The organism is Devosia sp. Root635, from assembly GCF_001427605.1.
Taxonomy (GTDB): Bacteria; Pseudomonadota; Alphaproteobacteria; order Rhizobiales; family Devosiaceae; genus Devosia.
Window position 1 is genome coordinate 19,945 of sequence record NZ_LMGZ01000022.1, and the last position, 11,705, is coordinate 31,649.

Sequence of the window (11,705 nt, forward strand, 5' to 3'; positions counted from 1 at the left end):
CGGTGCTGCCGCTACAATTGGGAGTTATCCTATGAACAAGACGTTGAAGGCTTTCGGGCTGGCACTGGCGCTGAGCACGGCATTGGCCGGCATGGCCATGGCGCAGCCGACCGAAGTGCGGATCGGCGTGGCGCTGGAGCCCCCCGCGCTCGACCCCACGGCCGGGGCCGCCGAGGCCATCGACATCGTGGTCTATCAGAACGTGTTCGAGGGACTGACCCGCATCGACCAGAATGGCGCCGTTCAACCGGGCCTGGCCGATAGCTGGACCATTTCGGACGACGGGCTGACATATACGTTCAAGCTGCATGACGGGGTGACCTTCCATGACGGCACCACGTTCGACGCCGAAGACGTCAAGTTCACCTTCGACCGCATCCTGGGTGCCGACAGCGTCAACGCGCATCGCGAATTCTACGAGCCGATCACCAGCATCACGGTCATCGATCCGCTGACCATCGAACTCAAGCTCGACCGGCAGATCGGGCGCTTCCTGTTCGATCTGGGCCGCGGCGATGCGGTGATCGTGGCGCCGGAAAGCGCCGACAACAATGCCAATGACCCGATCGGTACCGGCCCATTCGCCTTCGTGCAGTGGGACAAGGGCAGCCGCGTGGTGCTGGAGGCTTATGGCCCCTATTGGGGCGAACCGGTCCACCTGACCAAGGCCAGCTACGTGTTCATCGGCGACACCGCGACGCTGACCAATGCCCTGCTGGCCGGCGATATCGACGGCACCAACAATTTCTCCACCGATGCGCTGGCGGTGTTCGAGAACAATCCGCAGTTCAAGGTGCTGGTCGGCACGACCGAAGGCGAGACCATCCTCTCCACCAACAACAAGCGGCCGCCCTTCGACAATCTCAAGGTGCGCCAGGCCATGGCCCATGCGCTGGATCGCCAGGCGATCATCGATGGCACGACCAATGGCTATGGCACGCCGATCGGCGCGCCTTTCGCGCCGCATAATCCATATTATGTCGACCTGACGGGCACCTATCCCTACGATCCGGAGGCGGCCAGGGCGCTGCTGGCGGAGGCCGGCTATCCCGACGGGTTCAGCGCCACGCTGAAGCTGCCGCCGGTGCCCTATGCCCGCACCTCGGGCCAGATCATCGCCAGCCAGTTTGCCGCGGTCGGCATCAAGCTGGAACTGATCAACGTGGAATGGGCGCAGTGGCTGGAAGACGTCTATGCCAACAAGGACTTCGACCTGTCCATCATCAGCCATGTGGAACCGTTCGACATTGGCAATTATGCCAACCCCGATTACTACTTCGGCTATGACAATCCCGAATTCCAGGCGCTTATCGAAACCCTCAACGGCACGGTGGACGAAACCAAGCGCAAGGCGCTGGCCGTCGAGGCGCAGACCATTCTCGCCAAGGATGCGGTCAACGGATACCTGTTCGAGCTGGCGCAGACCGGGGTGTGGAATGCCAAGCTCACCGGCATGTGGCAGAATTCGCCGATCGAAGGCCTGGTGCTGCGGGATATCGCCTGGACTGAGTAAGGGTTCGCTTTCCAGGCTGAGGGCCCGTGGTTCCTTCGTCTCCCTCCCCCTTGAGGGGAGGGATCGAGGGTGGCGGTCCATCAGTGGTCCACAAGGCCACCCCCTCCCCAGCTCTGCTACGGCCCCTCGGGCCGAGCGGCGCTACCCTCCCCTCAAGGGGGAGGGTAGGCAGGAGCCTGTCCATACGGGCAGTTGGTCGAGAACGCCCGCATGATCGCCTTCACCCTCCGCCGTTTCCTGGGGTTTGCTGCGACGCTGCTGGTGGCGGCGCTCGTCATCTTCTGGCTGCTCGATCTGCTGCCGGGCGATCCGGCGCAGTTTATCCTCGGCATCAATGCCACGCCTGAATCGGTGGCGCGGCTGCGGGTGCAGATGGGGCTCGATGCACCGGCGCATGAACGGTTCCTGGCCTGGATCTGGGGCATGCTGCAGGGCGATTTCGGCATGAGCTACACCCAGCGCGCGCCGGTGGCCGAGCTGATCTGGGCCCGGCTGGCGGTGACGCTGCCGCTCAGCATCTTTGCCATGGTCATTTCCATCGTCGTCGGGCTGCCGCTGGGGATACTGGCGGCGCGGCGGCGGGGCAAGCTGCTCGATACGGCCATCATGGTCACGGCGCAGACCGGGGTGGCCATTCCCAATTTCTGGTTCGGCATGCTGCTGACGCTGCTGTTTGCGGTGACTTTGCGCTGGCTGCCCCCGGGCGGCTTCACGCCGTGGAACGAGGATGGCGGCGCGGCCTTTCGCGGACTGATCCTGCCCAGTCTGGCGCTGGCTCTGCCGCAGGCGTCCATCCTGGCGCGCGTGATGCGGACGGCTTTGGTGGACGTGACCGGGCAGGACTATATCCGCACCGCGCGGGCCAAGGGCCTCACCATGGGCGAGGCGGTGTGGCGGCATGGCGTGCGCAACGCGCTGCTGCCGGTGCTGACCATTCTGGGGCTGCAATTCGCCTACCTGGTCGCGGGCACGATCATCGTCGAGAACGTGTTCTACCTGCCGGGGCTGGGGCGGCTGATCTTCACCGCCATTTCCGAGCGCGACCTGATCCTGGTGCGGGGGGCGACCATCATCCTCATCGTCACCGTGACGGCGACGATGCTGCTGACCGATATCGCCTATGCGCTGGTCGATCCGCGCCTGCGGGAAAGGAGCGCGCCATGAAGCGCCTGCTCAGCCATCCCAGCCTGGTGATCGGGCTTGTCGCGACGCTGCTCTTCCTCGCCCTCGGGCTGCTGTCGCTGGTATGGACCCCCTACCCCATCGCGCAGATCGATATTCCGCGTCGCTTCCTCGCGCCCAGCGCTGCCCACTGGCTGGGCACCGATAATCTGGGGCGCGACATGATGAGCCTGGTCATGGCCGGCACCTGGACGAGTTTTCTCGTGGCGGCGGTGGCCGTGGCCATCGGCGTCGGGGTCGGGGTGCCGCTGGGGCTGGCGGCCGCGGCCTGGGGCGGCGCGGTCGAGTGGGTGGTGCTGCGGCTCACCGATTTCGTCTTCGCCTTCCCGGCGGTGATCGCCGCCATTCTCATCACCACGCTGGTCGGGCCGGGCGCGGTGAATGCCATCGTGGCTATCGGCATCTTCAACATTCCGGTGTTTGCGCGGGTGGCGCGCGGCGGCGCCCTCAGCATCGCCACGCTCGACTTCGTGGCGGCGGGACGGCTGGCGGGGCTTGGCAATACGCTGATCGCCTGGCGGCACCTGTTGCCCAATGTGATGAGCCTCATCATCGTGCAGGGCACGATCCAGATGTCGCTGGGCATCCTGTCGGAAGCGGGGCTCAGCTATATCGGGCTGGGCACGCAGCCGCCCGAAACGAGCCTGGGGCTGATGCTGAAGGATGCGCAGGGCGTGTTCCTGATCCATCCGTGGCTGACGCTGGTGCCGGGGCTAGCCATCGTGCTGATCGTCATCGCACTCAATATTGCCGGCGACGGGCTGCGCGACGCCATCGATCCACGCCTGCGGCAGGGAAATCCCAATGTCCTTGCTTGAGGTTTCCGGGCTCTCCATACGCTTCGGCGATGCCAAGGTGGTCAGCGACGTGAGCTTCTCGCTGCAGCGCGGCGAGCGCTTCGGCATTATCGGAGAAAGCGGCTCGGGCAAGACGCTGACGGCGCTCGCCATTACCGGCCTGCTGCCGGAAGGCGCGGCCATGGGCGGCACCATCAGCCTCGACGGCGCCCCCCTGCCCGGTTCGGAGCGCGCCATGGCGCGGCTGCGCGGCAAGCGCGTCGGCATGGTGTTCCAGGAGCCGATGACGGCGCTCAACCCGCTGATGCGGGTCAACGACCAGATCGAGGAGAGCATCCGCCTCGATGCCGCGCATGGCGCGACACAGATCGAGGTGCCTTACCTGCTCAAGGAGGTGGGGCTGGAGCTCAAGCATGGCGACCGCTTTCCGCACCAGCTATCGGGCGGACAGCGGCAGCGCGTGATGATCGCCATGGCGCTGGCCAGCCGGCCTGACATACTGATCGCGGACGAACCGACCTCGGCGCTCGACCTCATCACCCAGCGCAAGGTGCTCGACCTGATCGCCGATATCTGCACGCGGCGGCAGATGGCTTTGCTGTTCATCAGCCACGACCTCAAGGCGGTCGGCGCTTTGTGCAACCGGGTTGCGGTGATGCATCGGGGGAAGCTGGTCGAAACCGGGCCGGCGATGAGCGTTTTTTCGGCGCCAAAACAGCCCTATACGCAAAAGCTGGTTGCCGCTTCGCGTTTCGATGTGCGGCCATTGTCGCGCCCGCCGATCGGCAGCACGCTGCTGGAGGTCGACGGCATCACGCGAGACTATCGGCAGGGCGGCATGCTGTTCTGGGCCGACAAGCCCCTGCGGGCGGTGGACGACGTGCACTTCTCCATTGCCAGCGCCGAATGCCTGGCGCTGGTCGGCCCCTCGGGCTGCGGCAAGACCACCCTGGCCAAGATCGTCGTCGGGCTGGACCGGGCGACGGCGGGCGAAGTCCGGCTGGCGGGCGCGGCCTATCACGGTTCGGACCTGCCCAATGGCTTGCGGCGCGATGTGTCGCTGGTGTTCCAGGACCCGTTCGGCAGCTTCAATCCCCGGCTGACCATTGCCGCCTCCCTGGCCGAACCGCTGCGCCTGGAGCCGGAATTGAGCGCGGAGGCAGCGCGCGCCAGGCTGGTCGAGTCGGTGGAGGCCGTGGGGCTCGATACCGCCATGCTGGCGCGCTACCCCCACGAATTCTCGGGCGGACAGCGGCAGCGGCTGGCTATCGCGCGGGCGCTGGTGACGCGACCCAAGCTGCTGGTGCTGGACGAGCCGGTATCGGCGCTGGACGTGTCGGTGCGCGGCGAGGTGTTGGCGCTGCTGGCGCGGCTGCAGGCCGATTTCGGACTGACCTATCTCATCATCAGCCACGACCTCGACATGGTGCGGGCCATGGCCGACCGGGTGCTGGTGATGGATGCCGGCAGGATCGTCGAAGAGGGCAAGCCGGCGCAAATCTTCGCCGAGCCGCAGCACAGGCTGACGCGGGATCTGATGGCGGCAAGGTTGCCGGATGTGGGATGAGGGGCACGCCCTCGTGGTTCGAGGCGCTGAAGAAGCGCACCTCACCATGAGGGCTACTTGGCTCTATGTACCAGTAGCCTCATGGTGAGGTGCGAGCCCTTCGCGAGCCTCGAACCACGAGGGCGTGGCACCTAAAGCAATCCCACATAACTCCCGAACGGCTCCAGATCGAGTTCGCCCTCGATGGGCGCCGCGGTGACGCCGGGGCAGCCGGCATCGTGCGGCACCAGATCGGCCGGCAGCGCATATTCGGCGGCGGTGCCGCCCATGTTGAAGACGCAGAGCAGGCGCTGGGCGCCGTCCTCGCGGATGAAAGCCAGGATATTGCCGGGCGCATCGAGCAGGCGGATGGTGCCCTTGGCCAAAGCCGGATGGGCGCGACGGAACACCAGCATCGCGCGGTAGAATTCCAGCACTGAGCCCAGGACATTGTCCTGGGTATCGACGGCATGGGTCAGGTGTTCGGCCGGCACCGGCAGCCAGGTGCGGCTGGCGGTGGAGAAGGCGCCATTGGTGGCGTGGGACTGCCAGACCATCGGCGTGCGGCAACCGTCGCGGCCCTTGAATTCGGGCCAGAATTCGATGCCGTAGGGATCGACCAGGTCCGAGAAGGACAGCTCGGCCTCCTTGAGGCCCAGTTCCTCCCCCTGATAGAGGCAGACCGAGCCGCGCATGCACAGGATCAGCGTGGCAGCGAGGCGGGTAAAGGCGGCCTCCTGCCCATGCACCGCCCAGCGGCTGACATGGCGCACCACATCATGGTTGGAAAAGGCGAGGCAAATCCAGCCGTCGGGGGCCTTGGCCTCGGTGGCGGCAATGGACTTGCGGAAATGCTCGGCGGAAAATTCGCCGCCGAGATAATCGAAGGTATAGGCCATGTGCAGGTGGTCATTGCCCGAGGTGTATTGCGCCATGATTTCGAGCTGGTGCTGGCTGTCGCCAATTTCGCCGACAGTGGTGCGGCCGGGATATTCATCCATCAGCGCGCGCAGGCGCTTGAGGAAGGCCAGGTTTTCCGGGCGCGACTTGTCGTAGATATGTTCCTGGAAATTATAGGGGTTCACTGCCGGGGCGGTCGAGGCGTTGAAGTCATCGGGGCGCACCACCGGATTGTCCTCGAAGCCGAGCGAACAGAAGTAGAAATTGACGGTATCGAGCCGGAAGCCATCGACGCCACGCTCCAGCCAGAAGCGCATTTCGGCCAGCAGGGCATCCTGCACTTCGGCGCTGTGGAAGTTGAGGTCGGGCTGGGAGACCAGGAAATTGTGCTGGTAATACTGCATGCGCCGGGAGTCCCACTGCCAGGCGGAGCCGCCAAAGATGGAGAGCCAGTTATTGGGCGGGGTGCCATCGGGCCTGGGATCGGCCCAGACATACCAGTCGGCCTTGGCATTGGTGCGCGACTGCCGGCTTTCCGAGAACCAGGCATGCTTGTCGGACGAGTGGGAAATCACCTGGTCGATAATGACCTTGAGGCCCAGCGAGTGGGCCTTGCGCACCAGATTGTCGAAATCTTCCAGCGTGCCGAAGCTGGGATCGATGTCGCGGTAGTTGGAAACGTCGTAGCCGAAATCCTTCATCGGCGAGGTGAAAACCGGCGATAGCCAGATGGCGTCCACCCCCAGATCGGCGACATAGTCGAGCCGGCTGGTAATGCCGACAAGATCGCCGACGCCGTCGCCATTCTGATCCTGAAAGGAGCGCGGATAGATCTGGTAGATCACCGCGCCGCGCCACCAATCCTGATCCACCGTGGTTTCGTCCGGTGTCTTGGCTTCGGTCATCAGCGACGTGGCGGTCATGATTGGCTCCCGTGAAGTGGGAGCCAGTTAACGCGCGGGATGAGATGGAAGCAAGGTAAGCAGGCAGCGAAATCCCGGCCTTCGCCTCCCTCCCCCTTGAGGGGAGGGTAGCGTCGCTCGGCCCGTAGGGCCGCAGCAGAGCTGGGGAGGGGGTAGTTCTGTGGACCACCGATGGACCCCCACCCTCATTCCCTCCCCTCAAGGGGGAGGGAGGCGCAGGAGCCGATCCCGTAGCGAGGGAGGGAATACTGAGGATCTGGGAGTTGGCCGGCTCACCGTGTGTTGTGCAGCATGCCCTGGAAGGCGCGGTAGGACGATTTGGGCGTGCGCTGCTGGGTCTCGTAGTCGACATGGACGATGCCGAAGCGCTTGTTGTAGCCCTCGGCCCATTCGTAATTGTCGAGCAGCGACCAGGCGAAATAGCCGCGCACGTCAGCGCCCTGCTCGCGGGCAGTCAGCACGGCCTTGAGGTGGTCGTCGTAATAGGTCACGCGACGCGGATCGTCGTCGCCCTCGACCTCGGCCATGCCGTTCTCGGTCACGTAAAGCGGAATCTTGGTATATTCGTTGGAGACGCGGACCAGCAGGTCGCTCAGCCCCTTGGGGTAGATTTCCCAGCCGATATCGGTCTTTTCCAGCGGCCCCTTGACCTGCTCGATCGGGTTGCCCCCATCAGTGCCGGCCCTGTAGATGCCGCGGGTGTAATAGTTGATGCCCAGCCAGTCGAGCGGCCGCGACACGACTTCCATGTCCTTCTGGTAGTCGCTGGGCAGGTTGTCGCCGAGCCAGGCGGTGACTTCCTGGGGGTATTGGCCCTTGAGCACACCGCCGAGATACCAGCGGTTGAACAGGGCATCGCCCATACTCATGGCGGCCAGGTCTTCCGGCTTGTCGCTGGCGGCCTCGGACTTTTCGAGGTTGAGCACGATGCCGAGGTTTTTCGCACCATTGGCGCGCAGCGCATCGATGGCGGTGCCGTGGGCGAACAGCACATGGTGCATGGCGCGGGCGGCGGCGCGGATATCGCGGTAACCGGGGGCGTGGATGCCCAGATAATGGCTGAGGAAGGCGACACACCAGGGCTCGTTGATGGTGGCGGTGGCCGTCAGGCGATCACCGTATTTCTGCGCAACGAGCGCCGCATAGTCGCCGAACCAGCCCGCAATATCGCGGTTCATCCAGCCGCCCTTGTCCTGCAGGGGCGACGGCAAATCCCAATGATAGAGCGTGGCATAGGGCTTGATGCCGCGTTCGAGCATGCCGTCGATCAGGCGATCGTAGAAGTCGATGCCGGCCTGGTTGACGGCGCCGGTCCCTTCAGGGATCAGGCGCGGCCAGGCGAAGGAGAAACGGTAGCCATCGAAGCCACCGTCGCGGATCAGGTCGAGGTCCTGCGGCCAGAGCTCGTAGTGATTGCAGGCATCGCGGCCGGTATCGCCATTATGGACATTGCCGGGGGTGGCCGAGAACGTGTCCCAGATGGAGGAGCCGCGGCCATCATGCTGACCACCTTCGATCTGGTAGGCCGCCGTGGCGACGCCAAAGGTGAAACCCGGACCGAAGTCCTTGCGGTCGATTGAGAACATGAAGGCTCCTCTGGCCGGCAATTCGCCGTGATTGGGCTAGCCGAATAGCCGAAGCAGAGGATTTATGCAATCGATTGCAGGAGAGTTGCCTAGGATCGCAAGCGCGGTGTGTTTTCCAGAATTCGCCGGGCAATGGCTCGGTAGGCCACTGCTTCGGGCCCATCGGGCGCGGCAGCGACCGGGGGGTGGCCGGTATCGGAGCCTTCGCGGATGGACATGACCAGCGGGACGGCGCCGAGGAAAGCCATGTTCATTTCCGCAGCGGCCCGTTCGGCGCCGCCACTGCCGAAAATATCGTAGCGGGCGCCGGTATCGGGGGCGATGAAATAGCTCATGTTCTCGACAAGGCCGAGGATGGGCACGCCGAAGCGGGGCAGCATGTCGATGGCCTTCTTGGCGTCGATCAGCGCCAAATCCTGCGGGGTGGAGACCACGACGACGCCGTCGACCTCGGCCTGCTGGAACAGCGAGATATGGATATCGCCGGTGCCGGGCGGCAGGTCGATAACCAGGATATCGAGCTGGCCCCAATCGGTTTCGCGCAATAGCTGGCGCAAAGCGGAGGTGGCCATGGGGCCACGCCAGACCACGGCCTGGTCCTTGGTCAGCATGGAGCCGATGGACATGACCTTGAGGCCAAAGGCCTCATGCGGCGAGAAAATGCCGTCGTCGCGCACGGCCGGCTGGCCCTCTATGCCCAGCAGCTTGGGAATGGAGGGGCCGTAGAGGTCGGCATCGAGAATGCCGGTGCGCAGACCCTCGGCGGCGAGCGCCAGGGCAATATTGACCGCCGTGGTGGATTTGCCGACGCCGCCCTTGCCGGAGCCGACGGCGATGATGTGCTTGATGCCGGGAACCGGTGTCTTGCCCGCCGGAACCGGCTTGCCATGCGAGAAGGTGGGGCCGGATTTGGGCGGCGGCTTGCTGCCGGTGAGCGAGACCATGATCTTGCGGCTGCCGGCGAGCTTTTGCGCCGCCGCCGCCGCCTGCTCGCGGGCGGGGCCGAAGGCCGCCTCCATGCCCGGTGCAACGGCAATGGCGAAGGCCACGGCGCCAGATGTGACGATGATGTCGGAGAGGCCGGCATAGCCAGCCAGATCCCCGCCGCCGGGGATTTCCACAGCTGACAGAGCGGATTTGATGGCGGCGGCGAGTTCTGTATCGGCCATGGGCGGCGCGGGCGGCAATGGGCGCCACAACTCCAATGTCATTCCGGCGCAGGCCGGAATCCATCCTGAGATTTACCCCAACACACGCATCTCAGGATGGACCCCGGCCTGCGCCGGGGTGACATCGCGTGTGTGGAGGTACTCGACCTAGAGGATCGACTGACCCGTGGCCTTCCAGTCCTTGAGGAAGCCGTCGATGCCCGCATTGGTCAGCGGGTGGTCCGCCAGCTTGCGGATCACAGCGGGCGGGATGGTGGCGACATCGGCACCGGCCAAAGCGACCTGGGTCACGTGGTTGGGCGAACGGATCGAGGCGGCCAGGATTTCAGTGTCGAAGGCGTAGTTGTCGTAGATCTGGCGGATATTCTCGATCAGCTCGACGCCATCGAGGTTGATGTCATCGAGGCGCCCCAGGAAGGGCGAGATGTAGGTGGCGCCGCACTTGGCCGCCAGCAGGGCCTGATTGGCCGAGAAGCAGAGCGTGACGTTGGTCTTGACGCCGCGCTCCTTGAAGGTCTTGGTGGCCTTGAGGCCGTTGAGGGTCAGCGGCAGCTTGACCACGACATTGTCGGCCAGGGCGGCCAGCACGGTGCCTTCGGCGATCATGCCGTCATATTCGAGGCTCGCCACTTCGGCCGAAACCGGGCCGGGCACGACCGAGCAAATTTCCTTGACGACTTCCTTGAAGTCGCGGCCGGACTTGGCGATCAGCGACGGGTTGGTGGTCACGCCGTCGAGCAGGCCAGTGTCGTAGAGCTCCTTGATGTCCTTGATTTCCGCAGTATCGACAAAGAACTTCATGGTTCCCTCCTAAATCCTTTTACAGGCAGATGTAGCACGGCAAAGCCTTGCCGCAAGGGCATTCGCTGGCGTTATTTGATGGCGGCCAGCATGGCGTCGGCCAGTTCGCCAACGCGGTCTTCGGGGATGCCGGCAACGTTGATGCGGCTGTCTCCAATCATATAGACGCCGTTATTGGCCTTAAGGTGTTCGACCACCGAATTTTCCAGCCCCAGCAGCGAAAACATGCCGCGATGGGCGGCGATGAAGTCGAAATCCTTGGAGTTCGACCGCTGGCGAATCGCTTCGCTCAGCTTTTCGCGCAGGCGGATCATGCGGGCGCGCATGGCGTTGAGTTCGGTTTCCCACTCGGCGCGCAACTCGGCATCCTCGAGGATGGTGCGGATGATTTCCGCGCCATGATCGGGGGGCTGGCTATAGGCGCCGCGGATGATGTTGAGCAGTTGGGACTGCGCAATATCGGCCTGGGCGGCGTCGCGCGCGACGAGAATGGCCGCCCCGACGCGTTCGCGGTAGAGGCCGAAATTCTTCGACCCCGAGAATGCTACCAGAGCTTCGGGCACCGAGGACAAAATCTTGCGCATGCCATAGGCATCGGCCTCGATGCCGTCGCCGAAGCCGAGATAGGCCAGGTCGATGAACGGCAGCGCGCCGGTACGGGCCAGGCTGGCGGCGACCTTATCCCATTGATCGGGCGTGAGATTTGCGCCGGTCGGGTTGTGGCAGCAGCCATGCAGCAGCACGACATCTTCCTTGCCCAGCGCGTCGAGCGCCGCGAGCATGGCGGCGAATTTGACGCCGCGGGTCTCGGTGTCGAAATAGGGATAAGTCTTGACCTGGAGCCCGGAATTTTCGGCGATCGGGTTGTGGTTGGGCCAGGTCGGATCGGAGACCCAGACGGTGGCGCCGGGCCGGGCGCGGTTGACCAGTTGCATCAGTACCCAGAGCGAGCCGGTGCCGCCGGGGGCCTGGGCGATGCGGACGCGGGAGCGGTCGACGCTGTCGGCCAGGACCAGGTCGAGCACGGCGGCGCCATAGCCCTTGTTGCCGGCAATGCCGAGGTAAGTCTTTGTCTTTCCAGCCGAAAGGATTTTCTGCTCGGCCTTTTTCACCGAGGTCATGATCGGGGTGGCGCCCTGCTCGTCTTTGTAGACGCCGACGCCGAGGTCGATCTTGGTGGGACGCGGGTCGGCCGCGTATTCGCCCATGAGCGCCAGGATCTTGTCGCCGGGGGCCTTGGTCAGGGTCTCGAACATGATGAAGAGTCGTTCCGGTGGGAAGGCGGGGT

9 protein-coding genes are annotated in these 11,705 nt (G+C 64.5%); 4 read left to right on the top strand and 5 right to left on the bottom strand.

The annotated features are described in order from the left end of the window. The first annotated feature begins 31 nt into the window (after positions 1–31). The 4 genes from ASD80_RS15205 to ASD80_RS15220 all read left to right on the top strand — a co-directional run bounded on the left by ASD80_RS15205 (position 32) and on the right by ASD80_RS15220 (position 5,059). Positions 32–1,513 carry an ABC transporter substrate-binding protein gene (locus ASD80_RS15205; protein WP_056234549.1) on the top strand — a complete coding sequence of 494 codons (1,482 nt, stop codon included), beginning with the start codon at positions 32–34 and terminating at the stop codon, positions 1,511–1,513. 210 nt (positions 1,514–1,723) lie between these two features. Next, the gene (locus tag ASD80_RS15210) at positions 1,724–2,677 is read left to right on the top strand and encodes an ABC transporter permease (protein WP_056234552.1); all 954 of its coding nucleotides are present in this window, start codon (positions 1,724–1,726) and stop codon (positions 2,675–2,677) included. Further along, complete coding sequence (locus ASD80_RS15215) at positions 2,674–3,513, top strand: ABC transporter permease (RefSeq protein WP_056234554.1); 840 nt, start codon at positions 2,674–2,676, stop codon at positions 3,511–3,513. Before ASD80_RS15210 ends, ASD80_RS15215 begins: the two co-directional genes overlap by 4 nt. Further along, on the top strand, positions 3,500–5,059 hold the full coding sequence (locus ASD80_RS15220) for a dipeptide ABC transporter ATP-binding protein (protein WP_056234557.1): 1,560 nt from the start codon (positions 3,500–3,502) through the stop codon (positions 5,057–5,059). Before ASD80_RS15215 ends, ASD80_RS15220 begins: the two co-directional genes overlap by 14 nt. Before the next feature lie 131 nt (positions 5,060–5,190). Here the strand turns inward: ASD80_RS15220 and ASD80_RS15225 are convergent, their stop codons facing one another. The 5 genes from ASD80_RS15225 to ASD80_RS15245 all read right to left on the bottom strand — a co-directional run bounded on the left by ASD80_RS15225 (position 5,191) and on the right by ASD80_RS15245 (position 11,673). Continuing rightward, positions 5,191–6,861 (bottom strand): alpha-glucosidase family protein, encoded by a 1,671-nt coding sequence (locus tag ASD80_RS15225; protein ID WP_244489021.1) that lies wholly within the window; start codon positions 6,859–6,861, stop codon positions 5,191–5,193. Between the two features lie 272 nt (positions 6,862–7,133). Further along, the gene (locus ASD80_RS15230; RefSeq protein ID WP_056234560.1) at positions 7,134–8,447 is read right to left on the bottom strand and encodes a GH1 family beta-glucosidase; all 1,314 of its coding nucleotides are present in this window, start codon (positions 8,445–8,447) and stop codon (positions 7,134–7,136) included. An 89-nt stretch (positions 8,448–8,536) separates the two neighbouring features. After that, positions 8,537–9,616 carry an Mrp/NBP35 family ATP-binding protein gene (locus ASD80_RS15235; RefSeq protein WP_056234562.1) on the bottom strand — a complete coding sequence of 360 codons (1,080 nt, stop codon included), beginning with the start codon at positions 9,614–9,616 and terminating at the stop codon, positions 8,537–8,539. Positions 9,617–9,763: 147 nt separating this feature from the next. Then, a complete protein-coding gene (gene fsa / locus ASD80_RS15240; RefSeq protein ID WP_056234565.1) occupies positions 9,764–10,417 on the bottom strand; it encodes a fructose-6-phosphate aldolase in 654 nt (217 codons plus the stop codon). Between the two features lie 71 nt (positions 10,418–10,488). After that, on the bottom strand, positions 10,489–11,673 hold the full coding sequence (locus tag ASD80_RS15245; RefSeq protein ID WP_056234567.1) for an aromatic amino acid transaminase: 1,185 nt from the start codon (positions 11,671–11,673) through the stop codon (positions 10,489–10,491). Between the last annotated feature and the right edge of the window lie 32 nt (positions 11,674–11,705).

What these genes read in the sequence shown, in the direction of transcription:
- ASD80_RS15205 (WP_056234549.1), top strand. Translation starts at nt 32, where the DNA reads ATGAACAAGACGTTGAAGGCTTTCGGGCTGGCACTGGCGCTGAGCACG.
- ASD80_RS15210 (WP_056234552.1), top strand. Translation starts at nt 1,724, where the DNA reads ATGATCGCCTTCACCCTCCGCCGTTTCCTGGGGTTTGCTGCGACGCTG.
- ASD80_RS15215 (WP_056234554.1), top strand. Translation starts at nt 2,674, where the DNA reads ATGAAGCGCCTGCTCAGCCATCCCAGCCTGGTGATCGGGCTTGTCGCG.
- ASD80_RS15220 (WP_056234557.1), top strand. Translation starts at nt 3,500, where the DNA reads ATGTCCTTGCTTGAGGTTTCCGGGCTCTCCATACGCTTCGGCGATGCC.
- ASD80_RS15225 (WP_244489021.1), bottom strand. Translation starts at nt 6,861, where the DNA reads ATGACCGCCACGTCGCTGATGACCGAAGCCAAGACACCGGACGAAACC.
- ASD80_RS15230 (WP_056234560.1), bottom strand. Translation starts at nt 8,447, where the DNA reads ATGTTCTCAATCGACCGCAAGGACTTCGGTCCGGGTTTCACCTTTGGC.
- ASD80_RS15235 (WP_056234562.1), bottom strand. Translation starts at nt 9,616, where the DNA reads ATGGCCGATACAGAACTCGCCGCCGCCATCAAATCCGCTCTGTCAGCT.
- fsa (WP_056234565.1), bottom strand. Translation starts at nt 10,417, where the DNA reads ATGAAGTTCTTTGTCGATACTGCGGAAATCAAGGACATCAAGGAGCTC.
- ASD80_RS15245 (WP_056234567.1), bottom strand. Translation starts at nt 11,673, where the DNA reads ATGTTCGAGACCCTGACCAAGGCCCCCGGCGACAAGATCCTGGCGCTC.